General features: G+C 66.1%; 21 protein-coding genes. 14 read left to right on the plus strand and 7 right to left on the minus strand.

The window, feature by feature from the left end; translation table 11 throughout:
- Positions 1-208: 208 nt before the first annotated feature.
- Positions 209-2,215 carry a hypothetical protein gene (locus J7520_RS04790; protein WP_291184746.1) on the minus strand — a complete coding sequence of 669 codons (2,007 nt, stop codon included), beginning with the start codon at positions 2,213-2,215 and terminating at the stop codon, positions 209-211.
- Positions 2,216-2,321: 106 nt separating this feature from the next.
- On the opposite strand from J7520_RS04790, the gene lipB reads away from it, so the two are divergent.
- The 4 genes from lipB to J7520_RS04810 all read left to right on the plus strand — a co-directional run bounded on the left by lipB (position 2,322) and on the right by J7520_RS04810 (position 7,107).
- Positions 2,322-3,002 carry a lipoyl(octanoyl) transferase LipB gene (gene lipB / locus J7520_RS04795; protein WP_291184749.1) on the plus strand — a complete coding sequence of 227 codons (681 nt, stop codon included), beginning with the start codon at positions 2,322-2,324 and terminating at the stop codon, positions 3,000-3,002.
- A gap of 17 nt (positions 3,003-3,019) precedes the next feature.
- Positions 3,020-4,021 carry a lipoyl synthase gene (gene lipA / locus J7520_RS04800; RefSeq protein WP_291184752.1) on the plus strand — a complete coding sequence of 334 codons (1,002 nt, stop codon included), beginning with the start codon at positions 3,020-3,022 and terminating at the stop codon, positions 4,019-4,021.
- Between the two features lie 151 nt (positions 4,022-4,172).
- The gene (locus J7520_RS04805; RefSeq protein ID WP_291184904.1) at positions 4,173-6,464 is read left to right on the plus strand and encodes a carboxy terminal-processing peptidase; all 2,292 of its coding nucleotides are present in this window, start codon (positions 4,173-4,175) and stop codon (positions 6,462-6,464) included.
- Between the two features lie 34 nt (positions 6,465-6,498).
- Entirely contained in the window at positions 6,499-7,107 is a 609-nt protein-coding gene (locus J7520_RS04810) for a YiiX family permuted papain-like enzyme (protein ID WP_291184755.1), read from the plus strand.
- Positions 7,108-7,222: 115 nt separating this feature from the next.
- Here the strand turns inward: J7520_RS04810 and J7520_RS04815 are convergent, their stop codons facing one another.
- The 5 genes from J7520_RS04815 to J7520_RS04835 all read right to left on the minus strand — a co-directional run bounded on the left by J7520_RS04815 (position 7,223) and on the right by J7520_RS04835 (position 13,042).
- The gene (locus J7520_RS04815) at positions 7,223-8,002 is read right to left on the minus strand and encodes a class I SAM-dependent methyltransferase (RefSeq protein ID WP_291184758.1); all 780 of its coding nucleotides are present in this window, start codon (positions 8,000-8,002) and stop codon (positions 7,223-7,225) included.
- 69 nt (positions 8,003-8,071) lie between these two features.
- Positions 8,072-9,451, minus strand: a complete 1,380-nt coding sequence (locus J7520_RS04820) for a leucyl aminopeptidase family protein (protein ID WP_291184761.1) — start codon at positions 9,449-9,451, stop codon at positions 8,072-8,074.
- A 27-nt stretch (positions 9,452-9,478) separates the two neighbouring features.
- Positions 9,479-10,171, minus strand: a complete 693-nt coding sequence (locus tag J7520_RS04825) for an HAD family hydrolase (protein ID WP_291184763.1) — start codon at positions 10,169-10,171, stop codon at positions 9,479-9,481.
- A 31-nt stretch (positions 10,172-10,202) separates the two neighbouring features.
- Positions 10,203-11,516, minus strand: coding sequence for a substrate-binding domain-containing protein (locus J7520_RS04830; protein ID WP_291184766.1), 1,314 nt, complete (start codon positions 11,514-11,516; stop codon positions 10,203-10,205).
- A 116-nt stretch (positions 11,517-11,632) separates the two neighbouring features.
- Positions 11,633-13,042: a DegQ family serine endoprotease gene (locus tag J7520_RS04835; RefSeq protein ID WP_291184769.1), complete on the minus strand. Its 1,410-nt coding sequence runs from the start codon at positions 13,040-13,042 to the stop codon at positions 11,633-11,635.
- A 442-nt stretch (positions 13,043-13,484) separates the two neighbouring features.
- Here J7520_RS04835 and J7520_RS04840 point away from each other — a divergent pair, with 442 nt between their 5' ends.
- The 10 genes from J7520_RS04840 (at position 13,485) to J7520_RS04885 (ending at position 23,269) form a co-directional block, all read left to right on the plus strand.
- The gene (locus J7520_RS04840; RefSeq protein ID WP_291184772.1) at positions 13,485-15,632 is read left to right on the plus strand and encodes an adenosylcobalamin-dependent ribonucleoside-diphosphate reductase; all 2,148 of its coding nucleotides are present in this window, start codon (positions 13,485-13,487) and stop codon (positions 15,630-15,632) included.
- Between the two features lie 75 nt (positions 15,633-15,707).
- Positions 15,708-16,322, plus strand: coding sequence for a hypothetical protein (locus tag J7520_RS04845; protein WP_291184774.1), 615 nt, complete (start codon positions 15,708-15,710; stop codon positions 16,320-16,322).
- Positions 16,323-16,416: 94 nt separating this feature from the next.
- Positions 16,417-16,746, plus strand: coding sequence for a hypothetical protein (locus J7520_RS04850; protein WP_291184776.1), 330 nt, complete (start codon positions 16,417-16,419; stop codon positions 16,744-16,746).
- A gap of 139 nt (positions 16,747-16,885) precedes the next feature.
- A complete protein-coding gene (locus J7520_RS04855; protein WP_291184779.1) occupies positions 16,886-17,707 on the plus strand; it encodes an NrdJb in 822 nt (273 codons plus the stop codon).
- Positions 17,708-18,169: 462 nt separating this feature from the next.
- Positions 18,170-19,369: a DNA cytosine methyltransferase gene (locus tag J7520_RS04860; protein ID WP_291184782.1), complete on the plus strand. Its 1,200-nt coding sequence runs from the start codon at positions 18,170-18,172 to the stop codon at positions 19,367-19,369.
- 13 nt (positions 19,370-19,382) lie between these two features.
- Positions 19,383-19,772 (plus strand): very short patch repair endonuclease, encoded by a 390-nt coding sequence (locus tag J7520_RS04865; RefSeq protein WP_291184811.1) that lies wholly within the window; start codon positions 19,383-19,385, stop codon positions 19,770-19,772.
- A 235-nt stretch (positions 19,773-20,007) separates the two neighbouring features.
- Positions 20,008-21,909, plus strand: coding sequence for an ATP-binding protein (locus tag J7520_RS04870; RefSeq protein WP_291184814.1), 1,902 nt, complete (start codon positions 20,008-20,010; stop codon positions 21,907-21,909).
- Positions 21,910-21,990: 81 nt separating this feature from the next.
- Complete coding sequence (trxA, locus tag J7520_RS04875) at positions 21,991-22,317, plus strand: thioredoxin (RefSeq protein WP_291184817.1); 327 nt, start codon at positions 21,991-21,993, stop codon at positions 22,315-22,317.
- A 23-nt stretch (positions 22,318-22,340) separates the two neighbouring features.
- The gene (locus J7520_RS04880; protein WP_291184819.1) at positions 22,341-22,787 is read left to right on the plus strand and encodes a hypothetical protein; all 447 of its coding nucleotides are present in this window, start codon (positions 22,341-22,343) and stop codon (positions 22,785-22,787) included.
- Positions 22,788-23,050: 263 nt separating this feature from the next.
- The gene (locus tag J7520_RS04885; protein ID WP_291184822.1) at positions 23,051-23,269 is read left to right on the plus strand and encodes a hypothetical protein; all 219 of its coding nucleotides are present in this window, start codon (positions 23,051-23,053) and stop codon (positions 23,267-23,269) included.
- Between the two features lie 438 nt (positions 23,270-23,707).
- Here the strand turns inward: J7520_RS04885 and J7520_RS04890 are convergent, their stop codons facing one another.
- Complete coding sequence (locus J7520_RS04890; protein WP_291184825.1) at positions 23,708-23,905, minus strand: hypothetical protein; 198 nt, start codon at positions 23,903-23,905, stop codon at positions 23,708-23,710.
- Positions 23,906-24,476 lie beyond the last annotated feature (571 nt).

The following is a 24,476-nucleotide window of genomic DNA, read 5'->3' on the forward strand; positions in this document are numbered from 1 at the left end:
GGAAGACGCGGCAGCGGGTGATCGCCGACGCGATGCAGAGAGGTCTTTCGTGCAAGGGCAACGACGTTCCGGTCATTGCCCGCTTCACCTGCCCGGCGTGCGACGCGGCGCTGCGGGGCAGAGCCCGGCATACGCCGGACGCGGCGAGCGTTCATCGCCGAGTCGCCGATAGCGCCGCCGGCCCATCCCGCGCGGCGCCGTGCGCGCTCTATTTCCCTTTCTGGGCGCGCTTTTCCGACGGCGATTTCCACTCGGCCGGCGGCTCGGCCTTGCCGGCGCGTGTCGCCGCCAGGCGCAACGCTTCAATTTCACTGCCGGTCGAGGCGAAATCGTCGAAATAGGCGTCGAGGTTGGACCCTTCGGTAAACGCGTTCAGTTGCGTTTCCTGCCACCAGGCGATGCGGCGTTCGCGCTGCTGGTCGCCCGGCGCGAGCGGACCGACTTCGCGCAGGATCGTGCTGCCGATCCGTGCGCTGATGGCCGTGTCGCTCGAATTCAGCATGAGGCGGCCGATCGCGAGGCATGCCTCTCGGCGCCGCGCGTCGTCCGCGTCGCCGCGCTGCTTGCACGCGGTATGTACGCTGGCGAAGTGCGATGCGCTGGTCGAATGGATCATCGCGAAGCTCAGCGCCGCGGCCTTGCCGGCCGTGTCGGCGGAGAAATTCTCGACCGACGACGACGGCAGCAGCGTGGCCTGGAGGTTTTCCAAAGGTATCGGGCGTTTGCCCACGGCGGCGAGCCACGGCGCGAGCAGGTCGGCCAGATGTTCGTCGTACCGCTTCGCCTCCGCCATGCGCTGCAGGAGCGCCGGTGTGTCCGCATCGGCGGCCGACAGCGACAGGCCCCAGGCCGCCGCGTTGTCGGCGTCGAGCCGTTGCACGTTGGCGATCGCGGCGCCGGCGGCGTCGCTGCTCGAGGTGGCGACGACCCACTGCACCAGCAGGTCGTCCGGGTTCGCCGCTGCCAGCGCGGCGAGGGCATCGGGCGCCGATGCGTCTTTCGTCGCCGGCGCGTCCGCGGGGCCGGCGGTATCGAGCCAGAAGGCGAAGACCTTGTCCGAGCCCAGCGCCAAGGCTTGCGTGCGCACGTCGGTGCTGCCGCGCATGTCGTCGAGCAAGGCGCGGACGTAGTCCCGCCACGCGTTCTCCGCCGCGGAGGCGGTGGCCTTTTCCTCCGAGTCCGCGTCGACCCAGCCGGCCGGCGGAGTCATCGGTTGACCGAGGCGCTCGAGCCGGCGTTCGGTCGCGGCGATTTCGTTCGGTGCGCCGCGCCAGTCCGCGACGAGATCGGCAAGGTCGTCGCCGAAGGCCGTCATGTTGCGCAGCGGATTGGGCGCGTGCGCTTTCAGCCAGTCGAACTGGCGCTGCAGTTCGGCGAGGTCGCTCGGCGTGGCGCCCGCGGCGGTGAGCATCTTCAGGCCGGTTTCGCGCAGGGCGAAGCTGGTGCCCTTGCCGGCCATCAGCGTGCCGGCCTCGACGCACCAGCCGAGGCGCTGCCAGGCCTGCTCGACGTTGCCGTCGGGCGCGCAGACGCTTTGCAGGGCGTTCGTGGTCGGTGCGACGCTGGAATCGGCGTGGCGCAGGGCGTCCAGCAGCGCGCGCTCCTCGACCGAGGCATCCTCCCGCGAGTCGCCGAAGCCGGCTTCGGGATGGGCGGTGAGCGCCTTGCGCCATTCGGCCACTTCCGCGCCGGAATGGTCGTCGGCGCGCGTCGCCGAGGCCATGCGTGAGAGCGCCTCGTCGAGCGCGGCCTGTCCGCCCTTCGCGTGCGCCAGCGCGACGGCGTACTGCAGCGCGCCGGCATTGTCCGGTTCCAGCCGCACCAGGGCGGCGACTTCCGCTTCGGGCCAGCGCGTCGGGCCGCATTGGCTGGAGTAGTAGTTGCCGGAATCGGCGGCGATCCATTGCACGACCGCGTCGCCGCGCGCCAGCTGGGCGGCGTTCGCGACCACGTCCTGGCGCTTCGGGCGCAGGACGGTCGGCACGTCTTCGTCGTCGACGTACAGGCGCGCGGCCAGCACTTGCCGGCGCGGCGAGGCGTCGTTGCGCAGCGTGTCGAAGAGATCGAGCTGGCCGCGTCGATACGTGTCGATCAGGGACTGCGTGTCCTTGTCGGGCACGCTCGCCGGCGGCTCGGCGCGAGCGCTCGCCGAAAGGGCGGCGAGCGGCGCCGAGAATGCGAGTACGATGCCCAACCCAGCCGTCTTGCTGCGCATGACGCGACTCCCCCGTGGCAGGTGCGGTGAGTCTAGCAAGGCGGAGGCGTGCGGGTCCGCCGTACGTCGTGATTGTGAAACGAGCCTGAGAACCCATCTACGCGACATGTCCCAGCCACTGATCGTCCGCCGCCTCGGCCGCCAACCCTACGAACCCGTCTGGCGTGCGATGCAGGCGTTCACCGATCGGCGCGGAGCGGAAACGCCGGACGAACTGTGGGTGCTCGAGCATGATCCGGTCTTCACCCTCGGCCAGGCCGGCAAGTGGGAGCACGTGCTGCTGCCGGGCGAGATCCCGGTGGTGCCGGTCGATCGCGGCGGCCAGGTGACCTACCACGGGCCGGGCCAGATCGTCGCCTATCCGCTGTTCGACCTGCGCCGGCTGAAGGTCGGCGTGCGCGAGCTGGTGCAGCGGATCGAGCAGGCGATCATCGACACGCTGGAGACCTGGAACATCGTCGCGGTGCGCCGCGACGGCGCGCCGGGCGTCTACGTCGGCGACGCCAAGGTCGCTGCGCTCGGCCTGCGCGTGCGGCGCGGCTGTTCGTTCCACGGTCTCGCCTTCAACGTGGACATGGATCTGGAGCCGTTCCACCGCATCAATCCCTGCGGCTACCAGGGTTTGGCCGTCACCCAGGTGCTAGACTTGGGCGGGCCTGGCTCGCTGGCCGAGGTCGAAACCGTCCTGATCGGCGAGCTGGCGCGACAATTCGGCCTCGTGCCGCAAACCGCCGCGGCAGAACTCCCCCTTTCCGCCACCGCCGACGCCGTGCACGTCGCTCGGTGAGCCTGACTCGAAGCAGCATGACCGACGTCAAGACCATTCCGCTGGCTGTCATCCCTACGCCCGTCGCCGGGGCATCGCCGGACAAGCAGCTCGGCGAGGACAAGATCGCACGCAACCGCGCGACGTTCGCCGACGCGCCGACCTTGCGCAAGCCGTCGTGGATCCGCGTGCGCATCCCGCCCGGCAACGCCGTCGCCAAGCTCAAGGCCAAGCTGCGCGAGAACCGCCTGGTCACGGTGTGCGAGGAAGCCTCCTGCCCGAACATCCACGAGTGCTTCGGCAAGGGCACCGCCACCTTCATGATCCTCGGCGAGGTGTGCACGCGGCGCTGCTCGTTCTGCGACGTCGCGCACGGCCGCCCGAAGGCGCCCGATCCGCTGGAACCGGCGCACCTGGCCGGCACGATCCGCGACATGGGCCTGAAGTACGTCGTGATCACCTCGGTCGACCGCGACGACCTGCGCGACGGCGGCGCCGCGCACTTCGCCGCCTGCATCAAGGCGGTGCGCTTCGAGAATCCCGGCATCCGCATCGAGATCCTGACCCCGGACTTCCGCGGCAAGGGCCGCATGGAGCGCGCGCTGGAGGCGCTCGCCGGCGATCCGCCGGACGTGTTCAACCACAACCTGGAGACGCCGCGCGCGCTGTATCGCGAAGTGCGTCCGGGCGCCGACTACGACTGGTCGCTCGACCTCCTGAAGCGCTTCAAGGCGCAGCATCCGGACGTGCCGACCAAGTCCGGCATCATGCTGGGCCTGGGCGAAACCTGGGAGCAGGTCGAGGAAACGTTGAACGATCTGCGTGCCCACGATGTCGATATGGTGACGATCGGCCAGTACCTGCAGCCGAGCCCGCATCACCACCCCGTGTTGCGCTACTGGACGCCGGAAGAATTCAAGGCGTTCGAGCAGCTCGGGATGAGCCTCGGTTTCGAGCACGTCGCCTCGGGACCGATGGTGCGCTCCTCGTACCACGCGGACGAGATGGCGCACGCGGCGGGCTTCGTTCAGGTGGCGTGAGCGATGGTCCGGTCGTCGGACGTCGCACGCGACGGCGTGTGCCACATTGCTAAGTCCGCGCAAGGACGCGTGGTCTGATTTCGCTTTGCGCGGAAAGAACCGCGCATCAACCAGGGTGATACCGATGCGGAAGTTGCTGTTGACCGTTGCGCTGACCGCCCTGATCGGGCCGGTATTCGCCAAGCCGACCGAAGGAGCGGGCGCGCCGCTGCTGAAGGCGACGCCTTCGCAGACCGAGGCGGCCGTGTGGGCGACGCGCTTCCTGACACGCTTCCACTACAAGCCCACGCCGCTCGACGACGCGATGAGCGAGCAGATCTTCAAGCGCTATCTCGACTCGCTCGACGGCGACAAGCTGTTCTTCACGCAGAGCGACATCGACAAGTTCGCGCCGTACAAGGACAAGCTCGACGACGCGATCTACGACCAGGATCTCGCCGCGCCCTACGCGATGTTCAACATCTACGAGCAGCGCGTCGCCGAACGCGTCGCCTACGCGCGCGCGGCGCTGGCCAAGGGCTTCGACTTCGCCGCCGACGAGAACTACCAGTACGACCGCGAGAAGGCGCCGTGGGCGAAGGACACCGCCGAACTCGACGAACTCTGGCGCAAGCGCGTCAAGAACGACTGGCTGCGCCTGAAGCTCGCCAGCAAGTCCGACAAGGACATCCGCGACACGCTCGACAAGCGCTACGCGGCCTACCTGGACCGCGTGCGCCAGCTCAACAGCGAGGACGTGTTCCAGACCTTCATGAACGCGTACGCCTCGTCGATCGAGCCGCACACCAACTACCTCGGCCCGCGCGCGTCGGAGAACTTCGACATCGCGATGAAGCTGTCGCTGGAGGGCATCGGCGCGGTGCTGCAGCGCGACGACGACTACACCGCGATCCGCGAGATCGTGCCCGGCGGCCCGGCCGCGCTGTCCGGCAAGCTGAAGGTCGGCGACCGCGTCGTCGGCGTCGGCCAGGGCGAGCACGGGCAGATCGTCGACGTGATCGGCTGGCGCCTGGACGACGTGGTCGAGAAGATCCGCGGCGCCAAGGACACCGTCGTGCGCCTGGAGGTGCTGCCGGCCGACGCCGGCCCCGACGGCAAGCACGTCACGCTCGCGCTGACGCGCAAGAAGGTCAGCATCGAAGAGCAGGCGGCGAAGAAGTCGATCATCGAGGTCAAGGGCGGCGACCACACGCGCAAGATCGGCGTGATCTCGCTGCCGACCTTCTACCAGGACTTCGACGCGCGCCGCCGCGGCGACCGCAACTACAAGAGCGCCACGCGCGACGTCGAGAAGCTGCTCGGCGAGCTGAAGACCGACAAGGTCGACGGCGTCATCGTCGACCTGCGCAACAACGGCGGCGGCTCGCTGGCCGAGGCGACCGATCTCACCGGCCTGTTCATCGACAAGGGCCCGGTGGTGCAGGTGCGCAACGCCGGCGGCCAGATCGAAGCCGAAGAAGACAGCAATCCCGGCATGGCCTGGGACGGCCCGCTCGCCGTGCTGGTCAACCGTGCCTCGGCCTCGGCGTCGGAGATCTTCGCCGCGGCGATCCAGGACTACGGCCGCGGCCTGATCGTCGGCGAGCCGACCTTCGGCAAGGGCACGGTGCAGAACCTGGTCGATCTCGACGACGTCGCGCACAACGAGAAGCCGACCTTCGGCGAGGTCAAGATGACCATCGCGCAGTTCTTCCGCATCAACGGCGGCTCGACTCAGCTGCGCGGCGTCACGCCGGACATCAGCTTCCCGCTGACCGTCGAGGCGAAGGACTTCGGCGAATCGAGCTACGACAACGCGCTGCCGTGGACCTCGATCGAGCCGGCGAAGTACGCGCCGGTGGCCGACCTCAAGCCGGTGGTGCCGGAGCTGCTGCAGCGGCACGACGCGCGCGTGGCGAAGAACGTCGACTGGAAGAACTTCGAAGCCGATCTCGCCGACATCCGCAAGCTGCGCGCGGAGAAGACCGTTTCGCTGAACGAGCAGGCGCGGCGCAAGGAGCGCGACGACCAGGAAGCCAAGCGCAAGGAGCGCGACCAGGCCAGCACTTCGGCGACGCCTTCGGCGGACCCGGCGGCCAAGACGGAGCAGAAGATCCGCGAAGCCGCGGGCGTCCGCGATCGTCCGCGCAAGGCCGACGCCGACGACGGCGTGAAGATCGCGGTCGATACGAAGAAGGACGGCGGTAAGTCGCAGAAGCGCGATGGCGCGGACGCGCCCGCCGACAAGGGCGAGGACGCCGGCCTGCAGGACGACGGCCTGCAACCCGACGAGCGCAGCATCACCACCGACATCGAGCGCGAGAAGAAGGCGAAGGACAAGCGCGACGTCGTGCTCGACGAAGCCGCCCACATCCTCGCCGACGAGATCGACCTGATCCGCACCGACGTCAAGCTGGCGGCGCGCATCCTGCCGTACGGGGCGATGTCGACGCGGGTCGACTGACGTCGGCACGAGGCACCGGCGGCGGCTCGCCTCGATGCGATCCGCCGTCGTTCGTTTCGGCGCGCTGCTCGGCTTCGTCTCGGCCGCCTGCGGCGCCGCGCCGGCGCCTTCCGTCGTCGACGGAGACCTTCTTTTCCAGACCTCGCGCTCGGCGCAGAGCGCGGCGATCCAGAAAGCGACCGGTTCGCGCTACAGCCACATGGGCGTGGTGCTGACGCGCAATGGCCGCGCGTTCGTCTTCGAAGCCGAGCGAACGGTGCGCTACACGCCGCTGGAAACGTGGCTGGCGCGCGGCGAACGCGGGCACTACGTGCTCAAGCGGCCGCGCACGCCTCTCACGGCGGCGCAGGTCGATCGTCTGCGCGAGGAGGCGAAGGCTTTCGAAGGCAAGCCCTACGACGCCGCCTTCGAATGGTCGGACCGTCGCCTCTACTGTTCCGAGCTGGTCTGGAAACTGTACGACCGCGCGCTCGGCGTGCGGCTCGGCGAGCGCGCGAAGCTCGGCGACTTCGCGCTCGATGATCCGCTGGTGCGGGCCAAGCTGCGCGAGCGGTACGGCAAGAACATCCCGCTGGACGAAACGGTGATCTCGCCGCAGGCGATGTTCGCCTCGCCGCTGCTGGAGACCGTGGCCGAGCAGTGAGCCCGGTGTCCGGGCGGTCGCTTCCGGCGAAGGAGCCGGCGTGTCGACCGGATACCGGAACGGCTGTTGGCAGAGTGGACGCTCGCCCGTATCGACGCGGCGGTGCTGGCGCGGTCTATTCGGCCGCGCGTGACGCCGTGACGATCCACGCGCGCGAATCGAACAGCACGCCCTCGGCGCTCCGGTGCGCTTCCAGCACGTCGCGCAGCCGCCGCGACATCGCGCCGGGCGGTTCGTCCGTGCGCGCCAGCGCCTCGCGCACGAACTGGAAGCCGGAGACGGCCTCGAACGCCGCGTCGACGTCCGGTCCGTAGAAGACCGGCTCGCGTACCTCGGTGAACCCGATCGAGGCGAAACCGGCCGAGGTCAGCAGCGTCGTGACGACCGCGGGATCGCCGAGCGAGAACGTCGCCGGAGTGCCGGCGGAGGCGGCCGTCTCCGGCGCCAATGCAAGGCGCACGGCGACGGACCAGGCGTTGCGCTCCTGGCTCTGCCACACCATCCACGCCAGGCGCGCGCCCGGCTTCAGGGCACGGGCGATGTTGGCGAACGCCGCGGCGGGATCAGCGAAGAACATCACGCCGAAGCGGCTGATGCAGACGTCGAAACGAGCGCTCGGGAACGCGTGAACCTGCGCGTCCCCCTGTTCGAACGTCACGTTGCGCAGTCCTTCCTCGATGCCGCGTTGCCGCGCGATGGCGAGCATCGGTGCGGAGGTGTCCACGCCGAGTGCTTCGCCTTCCACGGCGGCGCGCGCGGCTTCGCGAGTGGTCTGCCCCGCACCGCAGCCGATGTCGAGCACGCGGTCGCGTCTTCCGACGCCGGCGGCCGCGCCGAGGTGCCGCTGGTGACGGGCCAGTTCCGCGTCGTAGAAGTCAGCACATGTCGACGTCATCGCGCTCGCCCGCCCTTTTTGTGGATGCCCACGTTCGCGGGCATGACGCCTACGTGAGCGCGAAGGCTCTCACGCGCGTGCGTAACGCCGCCGCAGGAACTCGAAATACGCACGCAAGCCCTGCGCCTCGCCGCCGCGCGGATGGCCGGGCTTGTCGGAATCATTCCAGGAATAGACGTCCAGATGCGCCCAGGCCTGCGACTCCGGCACGAAGCGCTCCAGGTACAGCGCGGCCGTGATCGCGCCGGCGTGGCGCGAAGCGCCGGAGTTGGCGAGATCGGCGACGTGCGAATCGAGCATCGCCAGGTACGGCCGCCACAGCGGCAGGCGCCAGAGCGGATCGCGCGTCGCCTGCGCGGCTTCGAGCAGGCCGCCGGCGACCTCGTCGCGGTTGGCGAACAGCGCCGGCAGTTCCGGGCCGAGCGCGATGCGCGCGGCGCCGGTGAGCGTGGCGAAGTCGAGGATCAGGTCGGGCTTCTGCTCGGCCGCGTAGGCCAGCGCGTCGCACAGCACGAGGCGGCCTTCGGCGTCGGTGTTGTCGATCTCGACCGTGTGGCCGGCGCGCGTCTTCACGATCTCGCCGGGACGGTACGCGTTGCCGGCGATCGCGTTCTCGACCGCGGGAATCAGCACGGTCAGGCGCACCGGCAGCTTCGCCGCCAGCACCACGCCGGCCAGGCCGATCGCGTGAGCGGCGCCGCCCATGTCCTTCTTCATCCAGCGCATGCCGTCGGCCGGCTTGATGTCGAGGCCGCCGGTGTCGAAGCACACGCCCTTGCCGACCAGCACCAGATGCGGCGCGTCGGCCGGGCCGTGCGTCAGCTCGGCCAGGCGCGGCGCGCGATGGCTGGCGCGGCCGACCGCGTGGATGGTCGGGAAGTTGGACGCGAGCAGTTCGTCACCGACCCATTCGCGATAGTCCGCGCCGTGGCGCTCGGCCAGCGCGCGCAGGCTGCCGGCGAGTTCGGCCGGGCCCATGTCCTCGGTCGGCGTGTTGATCAGGTCGCGCACCTGGAAGATCGCCTGCGCGATCGGTTCCATGCGCGCGGCGCTGGCCGCGTCGACGACCAGCTGCGCCGGCGGACGCGAGGGCTTCTTGTAGCGCGTGAACTGGTAGGCGCCGAGCGCCCAGCCGAGCGCGGCGTCGCCGGCGTCGAGGGCGAGGCCGCGCGCGTCGAGCGCGTAGCGGCCCGGCGGCAGACGCTGCGGCAGCGAGGCCAGCGCGAACACCGCGTCGCGCCGATCGCAGCCGGCGAGCACCGCGTGCGCCGCACCGTCCGCCGAAGGCAAAGCGAGGAAGCGGCCGAGTTCGCCGGCGAACGCGTTCGCCTCGCACCAGCGCTGCGCCTCGGCGCCGAGCGCGGTGGCGATCGCGGGAAAGCTCTCGCGATCGACCGCGATCAGCGGAATCGCATCGGCGGCGGTGTCGGCGACGATCCAGGCGTCCATTGTTTTCGGTTCCTCGTGAATTCGTGGTCAGGCGGCGCGGCGTTCGAGCCAGTGCACCAGTTCGCCGAGATCGCGCAGGTGCAGATCGGGCTCGACGTCGGCGTGCGTCCACGCCGACGCATGGCGGTTGATCCAGGCGGTGCGCAGTCCGGCGCGATGCGCGCCGACGACGTCCAGATGCGCATCGTCGCCGACGTGCAGCACGTGCTCCGGCGCGAGGCCGAGCCGCGCGCAGGCGGCGTGGAAGATCGCCGCGTCCGGCTTGGCCGCGCCGAACTCGCGCGCGGAGATGCAGTGCGCGAAATGCCGGCGCAGGCCGATGCGTTCGAGGTCGGCGTTGCCGTTGGACAGGCTCACCAGCGGCACGCGCGCGGCCAGCGCGGCCAGCGCCGGCTCGACGTCGGCGTAGCACTGCACGCGATTGCGCGCCTCGAAATACGCCTCGAACGCGGCGTCGACGTGTTCGTCGCCGAAGCCGCAGGCGGCGAACGCGCGTTGCAGGGTCAGCAGGCGCTGCGTGGTGAAGTCGTGCGCGAGATCGGGCCGCTCGGCGGAGACCTGGTCGCGCAGCTCACGCAGCGCGGCGATCGGCCAGCGCTCGGCGACGGCGGCGTGGTGCCGCCGCAGCCAGTCGTCGAGCGCGCGTTCGGCCTGCTGGATCGCCGGCGCGACGGGCCACAGCGTGTCGTCGAGATCGAGCGACAGCGCGAGGATGCGCATCGGTGTCGCGGTCGGGCTCCGCGTCCGCGCGTCAGCCGCCGCTCGCGCCGCTGCTGACGTTGCCGAACGACGGCGCCTTCTTCTCCGCGGGCTTCGCCGGCGCGTCCGCCTTCGCGGTCGCCGCCTTCGCCTTGGCGGGGGCCTTGGCCGGGGCGGCCTTGGCGACGACCTTGCCGGTGTCGGCCTTCTTCGCGGCGGTCGCCTTCGGCGCGGCGGGCTTCTTCGGCGCCGCGGCCTTCGCGACCTGCGCCTTCTCGGCCTTCTTCGCCTCGGCGCGGGCGAGGTTCTCGCGCGCGGCCTGGGTCGTCTCGGCGGTCGGCGCGATGCGCGTCTTCGCCTCGAGGCTGGCGCGCGGCGCGGCGACCGGCGTCGGCGGCGGCGCCGAGGCGGCGGCGACGGCCGCGGCGGAAGCGGCGGCGTTGCGGCCGACCTGCGCGTCGATGTAGGCCATGCGTTGTTCGTTCTTGGCGATCACCGCGCTGGCGTCGGAGTACGGCGTCAGCTGGTGGCGGCGCAGGATGTCCTTCGCGGCCGGCGTCTCGAGGAAGGCGAGGAAGCGCTCGATCGCCGCCTGCTTCGGCGAGTCGTTGAGCTCGGCGAGATACAGCGTGATGTAGAGCGGATAGCTGCCGTCGCCGACGGTGGCGGTGGTCGGCGCGACGCCTTCGACGGTCAGTGCCTTCACGCCCTTGTTGGAAAAGGTGCCGGCCATCGTCGACAGGCCCAGGCCCGCCGGATCGAGCGTGACGGCTTCTTCCAGCTTGACCGTGTTGATGTACAGGCGCGGCGCGGCGACGCGCTGGTCGCCGTTGCGGAACACCAGTTCGCGCAAGGAGTACTCCACGCCGTCGAGCGGCGAGGCGATCGCGTACAGGTTGATGTCCTTGTCCGGACCGCCGAGGTCCTTCCAGTTCTTGATGCGGCCGTAGTAGATGTCGTGGATCTGCTTCAGCGTGATGTTCCCGACCGGGTTCTTCGGGTGCGTGATCAGCACCGCGCCGTCGAGCGCGACCGGGATGAAGTTCAGCGCCGCTTCCTCGCTGCGGCGCGCGTACTTGGCGCGCGCGCTGCCGGCGAAGTCGGCGCTGCCGGCGGCCACCGCGTCGAGGCCGGACAGCGTGCTGAACGGCTGCAGCGAGATCTTGCCCTTCTTCTCCTTCGCGTACTGCTTGGCGAGGTCTTCCATCAGCGCGCGGCCGGTGGCGTGGTCGCCGCGCCAGACCAGGTCGTCGGCCGAGGCGGGCAGGGCGGCTTCGGCGGCGGGCTTCTTCGCGGCGAGCGCGGGGCCGGCCGACAGCAGGGACACGGCGAGGACGAACGGAGTGCAGAGACGGCGTAGCAGCATGGCGTCGGGATTCGCGGAAAGGTCGAAAAACGAAGGCGCAACCTTAGCACGCAGGCGCCAGCGGCGCCGCAAGCGGAACCGCGTGCGGCGCTGAACTTCACATTGCGCGTGGAGCGTTACTGCAGCAGCAGGTAGAACGCTTCCTGACCCCGCAGCAAGGTCAGCATCAGCTGGCGCGGATGCGTGGCGACCAGGCGGCTGAAGTCCTCGCTGCCGGCGAGGTCGCGCCGGTTCACCGCGACGACCAGGTCGCCGCTGCGCAGGCCGTTGGCGAACGCGCGGCTCGACTCGGCCACGCGCGTCACGCTGACGCCGCCGACGCCCTGCCGGCGCAAGCTGTCGGGAACGTCGCCGAACTGCACGCCGGCCAGGCGCGGATCGAGCGCTTCGCCTTTCAGCACGACCGCCTCGTTCACCTTCAGCGCGGTGTTGATCGTCAGCGGCTTGCCTTCGCGCATCACGCCGACGTCGACCGCCGCGCCGGGCGTGGTCAAGCCTTCGATGTTGTGCAGTTCCTGTTCGCCGCCGATGCTCTTGCCGTTCAGCGAGACGATCACGTCGCCGGGCTTGAGGCCGGCGCTTTCCGCCGGCGACTTCGCGCGTACGCGCGTGACCACCGCGCCCTTGCGATCGCCGAGGGCGAGCATCTCGGCCAGCTCCGGCGTGACGTCCTGCGCCTCGACGCCGAGCGCGCCGCGCTTGACCTCGCCGAACTGCACCAGCTGGCGCATGACGTCGGCGGCGAGGTTGGACGGAATCGCGAAGCCGATGCCGACGTTGCCGCCGGACGGCGAGTAGATCATCGAGTTGATGCCGACCAGCTCGCCGCGCAGATTCACCAGCGGGCCGCCGGAGTTGCCGGGATTGATCGAGGCGTCGGTCTGGATGAAGTTCTGGTAGCCCGAGCCGCGCAGGCCCGAGCGGCCGAGCGCCGACACGATGCCGGAGGTGACGGTCTGGCCGAGCCCGAACGGCTCGCCGATGGCGACGACGAAATCGCCGACGCGCAGCTGCGAGGAATCGGCCAGCGGCAGGGCCGTCAGTTTGCCGGTCGGGATCTGCAGCACCGCGAGGTCGGTGTCCGGATCGGTGCCGATCAGCTTGGCCTTGACCGTGTGGCCGTCGGCGACGGTCACCGAGATGTCGTCGGCGCCTTCGACGACGTGGTTGTTGGTCAGCACGTAGCCCTTGTTCGCATCCACGATCACGCCCGAGCCGAGCGACTGCTGCACGCGTTCGCGCGGCATGTTCGGCACGCCGAAGAAGCGGCGAAAGATCGGATCGTCGAAGTACGGATTGCGCACCGCCACCCGCGTCTTCGAGGCGATGTTGACCACCGCCGGCGTGGTCTTCTCCAGCATCGGCGCCAGCGAAGGCAGCGCCTGGCCGTCGACCGCCGGCGGCAGTGCCGCGTGAGCTTCCGCACCGAACCAGGCCGCGCCGGACAGCGCCGCGGCGAGTGCGAAGGCGGAGAGACGACGGGTCGTCGGGTCGAAACGGACGGATGCGCGCGGAAGCGGAGGCATGGAACGGATCCTTGTTGCGAGGTGAGGGACAAGCATCGGACTAGGCTGCAGACCGTGCAAATCGCGGCGGGTTTCCCGTGCTTCAAGCCGCTCGCACGGATTCCGTTCAGCGTTCGGCGCAGCCGCGTCGGAGCGTGCGAAAAAATGCTTGCCAAGGCCGACGTGCAGGCGTAGGTTAGTGCGCCGCTGGCACAAGATCTTGTGTTCACGCATGTTCACAAAGCCTATACATTGGGTTGGTTCAAGAATCGGCACGATAGGCGGCGATTCCGGCAGCGGGGGCGGAATCTGATCGGCGGGTTGTCGTAGACGGCGTGGTACCCAGGTAAGAAAGGGTGGCGCCGGCGGTGTCGTTTGTTCGATGCGGCCACGACGATCGATCGGCAATGTTGGCAAAGCCGGACCTGAAGATCCGGCAGCAATTCGGGAGAACGAAAGAGCAATGAGCACGGTGCGCCTGGAGCAGCTCGCGCGCGGCGCAGTGGAAATTCCGCTGCAGCCCGCTTCCTACGACATCTGGGACAAGAAATACCGCCTGAAGTCCAAGCAAGGCGAAGCGGTCGACCTATCGATCGACCATAGCTACCAGCGCGTCGCCAAGGCGCTGGCCGAAGTCGAGACGACTCCGGAGAAGCAGAACTACTGGTACGACCGATTCCTGTGGGCGCTGCGCCGCGGCGCGATCCCGGCCGGCCGCATCACCTCCAACGCCGGCGCGCAGGAACACAAGCCGAAGACCTCGACGATCAACTGCACGGTCTCCGGCACCATCGACGATTCGATGGACAACATCCTCGACAAGGTGCACGAGGCGGGCCTGACCCTGAAGGCCGGCTGCGGCATCGGCTACGAGTTCTCGACGCTGCGCCCGCGCGGCGCGTACGTGTCCGGCGCCGGCGCGTACACCTCCGGGCCGCTGTCGTTCATGGATATCTACGACAAGATGTGCTTCACCGTCTCCTCCGCCGGCGGCCGCCGCGGCGCGCAGATGGGCACGTTCGACGTCAGCCATCCGGACGTGAAGGAATTCATCCGCGCCAAGCGCGAGGACGGGCGCCTGCGCCAGTTCAACCTGAGCCTGCTGATCACCGACGGCTTCATGGACGCGGTCGAGCAGGACGCCGACTGGCCGCTGGTATTCCCGATACACGTGAAGGAGCAGGGCGAGATCGACCTGGCCGACGCCGAGAAAGTCGTCTGGCGCGACTGGCCCACGCACAGGAACTACGTCACGCGCGACGACGGCCTGGTCGCCTGCAAGATCTACGGCCACATCCGTGCGCGGCACCTGTGGGACATGATCATGGTCTCGACGTACGACTACGCCGAGCCGGGCTTCATCCTGATCGACCGCGTCAACGAGATGAACAACAACTGGTGGTGCGAGCACATCCGCGCCACCAACCCCTGCGGCGAGCAGCCGCTGCCGCCGTACGGCTCGTGCCTGCTCGGCTCGGTCAACCTGACCACCTTCGTGCGCGACCCGTTCGGCCCGAAGGCGCGCTTCGACTGGGACGAGTACCGCGAGGTCGTGCGCGTGTTCACGCGCATGCTCGACAACGTGGTCGAGATCAACGGCTTGCCGCTGGCGCAGCAGCGCGACGAGATCATGAACAAGCGCCGCCACGGCATGGGCTTCCTCGGCCTCGGCAGCACGCTGACGATGCTGAAGATGCGCTACGGCCACGCCGACGCGGTCGCCTTCACCGAGGACGTCGCGCGCGAGATGGCGCTCGCCGGCTGGGAAGTCGCGCTGTCGCTGGCCAAGGAGAAAGGCCCCGCGCCGATCCTGGCGCGCGACTTCGAGGTCACCGGCGAGATGCTGCGCAAGCGCCCGGAAATGGCCGCCGACGGCTGGAAGATCGGCGACACCATCCCCGGCCGCGTGCTGCACGCCAAGTACAGCCGCTACATGCAGCGCGTCGCCGGCGTGGCGCCGGAGCTGGTCGCCGAGCTGGCCGAGGTCGGCGCGCGCTTCACCCACCACTCCTCGATCGCGCCGACCGGCACGATCAGCCTGTCGCTGGCCAACAACGCCTCCAACGGCATCGAGCCGAGCTTCGCCCATCACTACAGCCGCAACGTGATCCGCGAAGGCCGCAAGACCAAGGAGAAGGTCTCGGTCTACAGCTATGAACTGCTGGCCTATCGCGAGCTGATCAACGGCCGCGCGATGCCGGGCTCGCAGGAAGCCGACGAGAAGCTGCCGGAGTACTTCGTCGCCGCCGACGACATCAGCCCGGTGGAGCACGTCGACATCCAGGCCGCGGCGCAGAAATGGGTCGACTCGTCGATCTCCAAGACCGCCAACGTACCGACCGACTACCCCTACGAAGACTTCAAGGACATCTATCGCTACGCCCACAAGCAGGGCCTGAAGGGCTGCACGACCTTCCGCTTCAATCCGGCGGCCTTCCAAGGAGTGCTGGTGAAGGAGCATGATTTGGAGAACACCATCTACCGTTTCGAACTCGAGGACGGCTCGGTGGTGGAGGTCAAGGGCAACGAAGAGATCGAGTACGATGGCGAAACGCACACCGCGGCCAACCTTTTCGACGCTTTGAAGGAAGGCTATTACGGCAAGTTCTGATGTCGATCGCGATGTGCCGTCAGGCAAACGTGCTCAAAAACATCCAACCATCAGGCGCAGGAGAGGGGAACACCAATGCATAGCGAAGGCGACAGTTCCGGCAGTACGTTCGAAAACATGAAGGAAGGCGCGAGCCAGATCGGCGGCGCCGCGGTCGACGCGGTCGGCGCGCTGGTCACCTCGGTGAGCACCGCCGCGGCCGACGCCAAGGCCGCGGTCGAGAACACCGCGAAGAAGGTCGCCAACAAGGCGGCCAAGGCGAAGAAGCAGGCCGCGCGCAAGGTGCAGGCCGTCGTCGCCAAGGCCAAGCAGGTCGTGGCGAAGGACAAGAAGGCCGCCGCCACCGCGGTGAAGAAGGTCGAGAAGAAGGTCGAGAAGAAGGCCGCCGCCGCGAAGAAGGCGGTGAAGAAGGCCGTCAAGAAGGTTGCCGGCAAGGCCGCCGCGGCGAAGAAGGCGGCCAAGAAGGTCGCCAAGAAGCCCGCCGCGAAGAAGGTGGTCAAGAAGGTCGCCGCGAAGAAGGCGGCCGCCAAGAAAGCCGTGAAGAAGGTCGCCAAGAAGGTCGCCGCCAAGAAGGCTCCGGCGAAGAAGGCACCCGCCCGCAAGGCGCCGGCGAAGAAGGCCCCCGCCAAGAAGGCTCCGGCGAAGAAGGCCGCCAAGAAGGCGGCGAAGAAGGCCGGCAAGCGCAGGTAGGTTCCACCGGCAGGAGCGATCCTGCGGCGCCACCGGCCGACCCCCGCGGCGGCCGGCCGGTGGTGAAACCGTCCGTGCCGCGACGGAGAAGCGCATGGCCACCAGACGCACCACGCTCTACAGCAGTGCCGGCAAGAAGCTCTACGCAGTCCGCAACGCCGACGGTACGTTCAAGGATATCCAGACCTACCAGCGCGCTCACGCCGCCGACATGAGGCACAAGAGCAAGGCCGAGCTGGAAACCGCCGCGAAGAAGAAGGCGGCCAAGAAGCCGGCGGCGAAGAAGGCCGCGGTCAAGAAGGTCGCCGCGAAGAAGGCCACGGCGAAGAAGGCCGTGAAGAAGGCGCCGGCCAGGAAGGCGGCGAAGAAGGCTGCCGTCAAGAAGGCCGTGAAAAAGGCCGTCAAGAAAGCAGCGAAGAAATAGCCGGGCCGCCGATCCGCCCGACGTGCGCCGCCGCGACCTCGCGCGGCGCCATCCACCGGCTCCGCCGGCCCCCGTTTTCCCGCGAGCCGCGGCCGATGCCGCGGTTGCGCGATCCATTCCCCGCATTGCAGTGAAGACCATGAAGATCAGCAAGAAGATCAAGGGTTACAGCGTCGTCAAGCCCGAAGAGACCGCCAAGGTCGTTCCCGCCGCCGAGGCGCCGGAGAACGCGCCGTCCGTGCCGATGGCCGAAGTCATCCAGATGCACGAGAAGGTCGAGCGCCCCGACACGCTGATCGGCGCCACCTACAAGATCAAGTCGCCGCTGTTCGAGCACGCGCTGTACGTGACCATCAACGACATCGTGCTCAACGCCGGCACCGAGTACGAACTGCGCCGCCCGTTCGAGATCTTCATCAACTCCAAGAACATGGACCACTTCCAGTGGATCGTGGCGCTGACGCGCATCATGAGCGCCGTGTTCCGCAAGGGCGGCGACGTGACCTTCCTGGTCGAGGAATTGAAGGCCGTGTTCGACCCGCGCGGCGGCTACTTCAAGGCCGGCGGCGTGTACATGCCGAGCATCGTCGCGGAACTCGGCGCCGTCATCGAGCAGCACATGAAGATGATCGGCCTGCTGCACGATCCCGAGCTCGACGACGCGCAGCGGCGCCTGATCGCCGAGAAGCGCGCGGCGTACGAAGAGCGCTCAAAAAAAAACGCTGACGTGAGCGGCGACGCCGCGACGGCGTCTTCGACCGAAAGTCCGCCGTCCTCGCGGGCGCGGGGATCCGCGGGGGTTTCCGAGAACCTTGCCGGCGCCGGCGCCGAGAGCGCCGCGAAGGATGCGGCTGCGTTTCCGCCGGGGGCCACGATGTGCCACAAGTGCAATACGAGCGCAGTCATCATCATGGATGGGTGTGCGACGTGTTTGAATTGTGGGTATTCGAAGTGTGGGTAAAAATCTAATTAAAGCCAATTTGTTTGGATGCCGGGGCACATAAAGGCTTGGATTCTTAGCCCATAGAATTAGAAATCATTGAGCTTAGAACCTGGACGGCCCCTTCGGGGGCCTCTTTTTATCTCGAATTCTTGGGTCTTCCCGAATTCGAAGCTACTGTCTGCGCGTCGAGGTGAGTTCGCGATCGTCTTCCTTAGTTCCAGCGCTGGTCCATGCGGCCAACACCATCCACGGATGTCATCTGTGAGCAGCGCAATCGCCCCCGACCCAGGGGCTTGCTACGTGGGCGAAGCTGTCGAGTTCTTCGGCGAGTGCGTCACCGGTAGTGCCCGGCGGGGTCGAAAATCTAGTTAACTATTGGTAAGCTGGAGCGCGGCCTCCGCGCGGAGCTGCTCGGGCAAGGCATAGGATGCGGAGCAGACGAGGCGAGATGCGGGTTGCTCTCGCAAAAAGGGAGCAGGCATGGAAAAACGTCGTCGCAAAAGCCGTACGCAGGCGCCAAAGGAACCTGCCGTGAGAGTTGGGCCCGACATTGTCTGCGTGGATCTGTTCTGCGGCGCAGGAGGTCTCACGCGCGGGCTGCTGGACTCAGGTGTCAAGGTTACAGCAGGTGTGGACCTCGACGACGCCTGCAAGTACCCCTACGAGACCAATAATGGCGCCACATTCCACGCCCTGGATGTGTCGACGATTACCGCAGCGAATCTCGCCGATTGGTTCGGCGATGCGCGGGTTCGCGTCCTAGCAGGGTGTGCGCCTTGTCAGCCATTCTCGAGCTACTCCCAACGATACGAAACAGTTGGCACTGAACGCTGGGGCCTTCTCAATCATTTCGCGCGATTGATCCGGGAGACCAAACCCGAAATCGTGACGATGGAGAACGTGCCCACGGTCACGAAACATGCGGTGTTTGATGATTTCGTCGAGACCCTGAAGGCGCAAGGATTTGAAGTCTGGTTCAAGGTAATCGACTGCGCTGAATATGGGCTGCCGCAACGCCGCCGTCGCACTGTACTTTTGGCGTCGAGGTTAGGGAAGATCGAACTCATTGCGCCAGACGGGGCTACTCAGAGGTCTGTTGCCGACGTCATCAAGGGCCTTCCGGCTCTTCGACACGGCGGCAGGGATGCCGAGGATGCGCTGCACGCAGCTTCTCGGCTTTCGGATCTCAACTACGCGCGTATTCAGCACTCGAGACCCGGCGGCACTTGGCGCGACTGGCCAATGCACCTGGTTGCGAAATGCCATACCAAGAAGTCCGGCAAGACTTATCCAGGTGTCTACGGCCGAATGACTTACGCAGATCCTGCGCCAACACTTACGACGCAGTTTTATGGCTTCGGCAACGGACGGTTCGGACATCCGACGCAGGGACGAGGACTCTCGCTGCGCGAGGGTGCACTCCTTCAAGGGTTCCCCCGAGACTACAAGTTTCTGCCTGAGGGCCGTCCAGTCCAGTTCAAGGCGCTGGGTCGGATGATCGGAAATGCGGTTCCTGTGGATCTGGGGCGAGTCATCGGTGAGAGCATCGTCAAACACGTCGAATTGCACGAGCCGAATCTAGCGAAGAGCAATGGGCGTCCGGGCAAGCTTCTGCCGTCGCCGAAACGTGACGGGGGGCAGAATGCCTGGAAGCAAAAGGACCGTGCCATCCGGGCCTGACGTCAGCCTCAGGATGAAGAAGATTCGGCAGAGGGATACCTCTGCCGAGTTGGCTCTGCGCAGCGAATTGCATGCGCGTGGGCTCCGTTATCGCATCCAAGTTCCTGTCCTCAGCAAGCCGCGCAGGGTTGCTGATGTCGCATTCAAAAGGCTACGCGTCGCCGTTTTCGTCGACGGGTGCTTCTGGCATGGCTGCCCGCAGCATGCGACGTGGCCTAAACAGAACGCCGAGTTCTGGCGCGAGAAGATCCTCGCGAACCAGCGGCGTGACCGCGACACCGACAAGCGCCTTCGTGCCGAGGGTTGGGAGGTCGTCCGGGCGTGGGCGCACGAGTCGCCAGAGCGCGTGGCTGCGAAGGTCGTGAGCATCGTCGAGAATCGTCGGGAGAAGCTCAGCCCATGAGCTTCTCTCTCGCCACCGACACCCTTGTGCTCAGTTCGACAGCTCCTGAGCCCATCCAGGTCGTCAGTCCGATGCATGGCGGAGCCGTGTTCGCGCCCATCCACGTCTTCCCGCACCGACCTCTCGGTCCATGAGATTTTCCGGGGCTTACATGTCGGGTCGATTGTATAGCGTTGCGCCCCCGCACGCTGACACCTGAATCCACATTTGCAGTTGAATAACAGGAGGAGATGCCATGACTCGAGCTGAAGCCGCGCCACAAAAAAAATACCGGCTGGAAGTCGATCCACGCATCCTCGAACTGCTTGGACCGAACCTTTACACGAATATTTATTACGTCTTGGCGGAGTTGATCGCCAATGCATATGATGCTGACGCAAAAAATGTTTACATCATTGCTGGCAAGGACGACATCCGTGTCGAAGATGATGGCCATGGCATGTCCTACAAAGCAGGTGATATCACCAAGTACCTAAATGTGGCAGGGGTATCGAGGACTACAGAGAAGGATTCACTCACAAAATCCAGGAAGCGCCGAAAAATGGGACGCAAGGGCGTCGGCAAGTTGGCAGCGCTTTCGGTATCCGAGAACGTGGATGTCCTGACCGTGGCCAAAGGGGAAAAGTCCGGGTTTGTGCTAACTCGCCACCCAGAGAACGGGCATGAATTGAAAGCGATTCCAGATGCGGGGGTCGTCTTCGAGCGCGTCAAGAATCATGGCTCCGCCATAATCATGCGACATCCGCAATATCGGCTTCACAAAACGTTGGCTGCCATAAAGCGGAATCTTCTAAAAATATTTCCATTGGTCGATTCAGACTTCCGGATACACGTCATTCGTGGCAAGGAAAGCTTGATCATAGACGACTTCGACCGAAGCATCATGGGTGAACTATGCACGCTGATCACACTGGGCGATAGATTTGCGTCGCTGGGAGGTCTCGTTCCCGACAGCTATCCGAAAAAGCGAAACGATCTCGTCTCGGCACAGGATGCGAAGGTTCTGCCCGTCACCATGCAAGCCAACGACGCTAAGGAATACGAATACTCGCTTGAAGTCATGGGTTGGATAGGAACCTATAAGACCACCCGTGGACGGAAGGCGGAGATGACCGACTTTCCAGACAATTTCATTTCGCTTTTCGCCAACGAGAAGATGGGCGAGTTCAATATCTTGCCTGTCGTCGGTCAGAACAAACTGAACGAAGTCTATGTCGTCGGGCAGCTGCATGTCGATTTGTTTGAGTTGACCGAACTGCCGGACATGGCATTGAGTAATCGCCAAGGCTATAAATCCGACGATCCGCGTTACGAGGCGGTGCGCGGATATGTAAGAAACGAATTGCTCGCCGAGATTCTCAGGCGGCGAGAGACGTACACGGATCTCGCCAATGCCGAGAAGAAGAAGCAGCGGGAGAGGTTGCAAAGGGAAGCAGAGGCTAGATTGAGGGCGTCAGTGGACGCTTTCCGCAAGAAGGCCAGTGGGGATGCGGCGGGTGCACTAGCAAAAATGGGAGTCAAGGTTTCTCGCGAGGCGATGGAAAGGGCTATTTCCGAATCCATTAATGCCAACAGCCCAGATCTCGGGCTGAAGGCGTCAGTGGATTCTCAGAAGAAGAAGATTCTTATCAGCCAGACGTATCCCGACAAGTCATTTGCTGACATCGTCTATCAGATGCTGATTTTCAACGATGTTGCTTCCGACGATATTCTATATACGAACTGCGACGACGAGGTATGCCGCGTTCCGGAAGGTCGTGAGGTCTATGAATATCTACGAGAGTTCTTCGTCGAAAGCTATTCGACACAGAAGATTTTCGTGCTCTTTGTGACCAGCGAGAACACCAAGATTTCGTGGGGCGCGATCACTGAGGTCGGGGCGTCTTGGATCACCAAGATCGACCATAAGATTTTCAACATCCATCCCTTTCGACCGGAGCATCCTCTCAACGACGAAGTGCAATGGCAGAGCACCAATCGGGACAAGCCGAGTGGAGATCTTTGGATGGCTTCGCTGAATGCGGACATCTTCTGCCAGAAGATCGAAGCGGTTTGTGATGCATTGGGTTACAAGAAGAAGACCCGATCGCAAAACACAGCGCACTTGGCAACTCTTGTTTCCATTAGGAAAGCATGAGGTTCTGCGCGAGTTTGACGCCAATCCTAGTAGTAGGGTCAGAGTCGCCTATCTCGACACAGCAAGAAAATGAGCTAGCCAATGAACGCCAACGTCTTCATCACCACCGACACCAGCTTCCCCGCCGACGTCCTGCAATCCCCAACCCCCGTCCTCGTCGACTTCTGGGGCGAGTGGTGCGGCCCGTGCAAGGCGCTCGCGCCAATGCTGGAACAGCTCGCGGCCGACTACGGCGGCCGGCTGAAGATCGCCAAGCTCGAAATGGACAAGAACCCGAAGACCGCCATCGCCTATGGCGTGCGCTCGGCGCCGACGATGCTGCTGTTCAAGGACGGCGAGGTGCAGGCGACGCAGGCAGGGCTGGTCTCGAAGGCGCAGCTCGCCAAGGTGATCGACGCGGTGTTGTGATCCCGCGTCGGGACTGGTGCGCCGTGGCGACCTCGAAAGATTTCTCGTTCGCGCTGACCGTGGTCGGCGTGATCTTCATCGCGTATTGCGCTTTTGCCGTCGGTCGTCATCTTCGCCACGTCAGCTCGACCGCACGTCCCACGTGGCCGCAGATCACCGCGGAACTCGACGGCATCGTCGCGAGTGCCTCGGGCGACAAGACTTCCGATTTCCGGGTCGCGAAGAGCCAATCCACCATCTTCGTCGTGGACGTCGGCTTTCGGCGCCCGGACGGGCCGATCGCAACGGCGGACATGGATCGCGCGATGGGTGAACACGGATGGGCGGTGAGCGGATCAACGTTTGGGAATGGTCGGCTCTATTGCAAAGGTGACCTCGTAGCCACGGTGAGAGGGCCCTCGAAGAGCGACGGCCTCTATCTTGCGCAAGTCGACTGGGGCAGTGCGGACGGTCTTTGCGGTCGCCATTGAGATTCATCAGGTCGGCGCGGGGTCATTTGGTGCGACTCCTACTGCGAGTCTGTTGCGGTCTGACGCCTTCTCGTAAACAGCGCACTAGGTAGAGTTGTAACAAGGGAATCGCTGTGGTCGTCGCAGCATAGCGCCGTGCTCGGCGCGTCAAGGCCAAGCCCTTCGGGCGCGCTGCGCGCGGCCTTGACCCACCTGCGCGCGGCGCTGGGAAGGGTGTCGCCCACAGCGATCCCTCCCGGATCGCGGGCGAACGGAGAAACGCCATGCACCACACACACGACGAACTCGCTCTACAGATCGCCGATCTGCGCTATACGCTCTCGCGCGACATCCCCGCCATGAAGCGCCACGTCCGCATCCAGACCGGCTACGGCTCGGTCGAGTTCTACGGCACGCAGGCGCGCAAGATCGCCGTGCTCTGCGAAGAACTCCTGCGACGTCGGTTGCAGGGCATCGAACGCCAAAGCGGCGGGGCGCGCTGACGCATCGCGCCGGGCGGCTCTGCGCCGTCCGGCGTCTTCATTCCACTCCGAAGTTGTACAAGCCGAGTGATCCGGGTTGGAAGAAGCGACCACTCAAGACGATCACGCGGGGTTCCGACGCATCAGAATTTCCAACGTTGGAATTCCCGGCCTCAGCCCAACCGTTCGATCGACTCCAGCAAGCGCCGGCCGTGGATCACCGCCAATATCTCGACGCGTCGCTCACCCAGCTCGTAGATCAGCCGCTAGCTGTACAGAAACCGCTCACGTACTCGCTCGTCCCCGAGCTCCGGTACGACGCGGCCGATCAGCGGCTGCTCGCCGATCAACTCGCCCAGGGCCAGCAACGCCTCCACCACGCGCTGCGCGTGATACGGCGAATTGCGATGGATGTACTCGGCAATCGCGTCGATGTCGTCGAGCGCACCTGCGACCAGACTATCGTTGCAGCCATCGGCTCACGCGCTGGCGGGCTTCCTCGGTGGTATAGCGGCGGCCCGCAGCGACGTCGGCGCGGCCTTGCCGGATCTTCTCCAGCACGTAGACGTGGTACTGGATGTCTTCCAACGTCGCGTCGTCGGGCAGGTGCTGCAACAACGGCTCGACCTCTTGTTTGGCAGTGGCCTGCGCGGTCATCGGCCGTTCTCTGAGTGTGTCGAATCATTCTACGCCTCCCCAATGACGCCCATCGCGTCAGCTGGCGCGAAGCCGCTCCGCGTTTTCGCCCACGGCCGATACGGCTACCATGCGCACGTTCGACGTCGCCGCGGGCGACCGGCTGGGGCGGACATGATCCACTCGTCAGAATCGGCAGGGCGCGCGCGCGAATCGCGCACCGCGACGGCCAGGCGCATGCGCTGCACGTCGCTGTGGTGCGGCGTCGTGCTCGGCTTCTTCCTCATGATCCCGCTGCAAGCGGCGGCGCAGACGATCGCGATGTCCGCGCGCGCATTGCGCTACGACGCGCAGACCAGCTTGCTGTACGCACTCGTCGCGTCGAACGGCGCCGGGCTGTACGGCGATCGCCTGGTCGCGATTTCACCGGCCCTGGGAACGGTGGTCGCGTCGCTCGATCTCGGCGCGGGCGCGTCGTCGCTGGCGATCTCGCCCGACGTGGCTCGCGCCTACATCGGCTACAAGACGGGGCATGTGGTGCGCCAGGTCGATCTGGCCACGATGACGGTGGGGGTGTCGTTCCCGGTCGGCG

It is taken from the genome of Dokdonella sp., from assembly GCF_017744955.1.
Lineage (GTDB): Bacteria > Pseudomonadota > Gammaproteobacteria > Xanthomonadales > Rhodanobacteraceae > Dokdonella_A.

Excerpts from the sequence above, each read along its gene's own strand:
- J7520_RS04790 (WP_291184746.1), bottom strand. The coding sequence starts at position 2,215 with ATGCGCAGCAAGACGGCTGGGTTGGGCATCGTACTCGCATTCTCGGCG.
- lipB (WP_291184749.1), top strand. The coding sequence starts at position 2,322 with ATGTCCCAGCCACTGATCGTCCGCCGCCTCGGCCGCCAACCCTACGAA.
- lipA (WP_291184752.1), top strand. The coding sequence starts at position 3,020 with ATGACCGACGTCAAGACCATTCCGCTGGCTGTCATCCCTACGCCCGTC.
- J7520_RS04810 (WP_291184755.1), top strand. The coding sequence starts at position 6,499 with ATGCGATCCGCCGTCGTTCGTTTCGGCGCGCTGCTCGGCTTCGTCTCG.
- J7520_RS04815 (WP_291184758.1), bottom strand. The coding sequence starts at position 8,002 with ATGACGTCGACATGTGCTGACTTCTACGACGCGGAACTGGCCCGTCAC.
- J7520_RS04820 (WP_291184761.1), bottom strand. The coding sequence starts at position 9,451 with ATGGACGCCTGGATCGTCGCCGACACCGCCGCCGATGCGATTCCGCTG.
- J7520_RS04825 (WP_291184763.1), bottom strand. The coding sequence starts at position 10,171 with ATGCGCATCCTCGCGCTGTCGCTCGATCTCGACGACACGCTGTGGCCC.
- J7520_RS04830 (WP_291184766.1), bottom strand. The coding sequence starts at position 11,516 with ATGCTGCTACGCCGTCTCTGCACTCCGTTCGTCCTCGCCGTGTCCCTG.
- J7520_RS04835 (WP_291184769.1), bottom strand. The coding sequence starts at position 13,042 with ATGCCTCCGCTTCCGCGCGCATCCGTCCGTTTCGACCCGACGACCCGT.
- J7520_RS04840 (WP_291184772.1), top strand. The coding sequence starts at position 13,485 with ATGAGCACGGTGCGCCTGGAGCAGCTCGCGCGCGGCGCAGTGGAAATT.
- J7520_RS04845 (WP_291184774.1), top strand. The coding sequence starts at position 15,708 with ATGCATAGCGAAGGCGACAGTTCCGGCAGTACGTTCGAAAACATGAAG.
- J7520_RS04850 (WP_291184776.1), top strand. The coding sequence starts at position 16,417 with ATGGCCACCAGACGCACCACGCTCTACAGCAGTGCCGGCAAGAAGCTC.
- J7520_RS04855 (WP_291184779.1), top strand. The coding sequence starts at position 16,886 with ATGAAGATCAGCAAGAAGATCAAGGGTTACAGCGTCGTCAAGCCCGAA.
- J7520_RS04860 (WP_291184782.1), top strand. The coding sequence starts at position 18,170 with ATGGAAAAACGTCGTCGCAAAAGCCGTACGCAGGCGCCAAAGGAACCT.
- J7520_RS04865 (WP_291184811.1), top strand. The coding sequence starts at position 19,383 with ATGAAGAAGATTCGGCAGAGGGATACCTCTGCCGAGTTGGCTCTGCGC.
- J7520_RS04870 (WP_291184814.1), top strand. The coding sequence starts at position 20,008 with ATGACTCGAGCTGAAGCCGCGCCACAAAAAAAATACCGGCTGGAAGTC.
- trxA (WP_291184817.1), top strand. The coding sequence starts at position 21,991 with ATGAACGCCAACGTCTTCATCACCACCGACACCAGCTTCCCCGCCGAC.
- J7520_RS04885 (WP_291184822.1), top strand. The coding sequence starts at position 23,051 with ATGCACCACACACACGACGAACTCGCTCTACAGATCGCCGATCTGCGC.
- J7520_RS04890 (WP_291184825.1), bottom strand. The coding sequence starts at position 23,905 with ATGACCGCGCAGGCCACTGCCAAACAAGAGGTCGAGCCGTTGTTGCAG.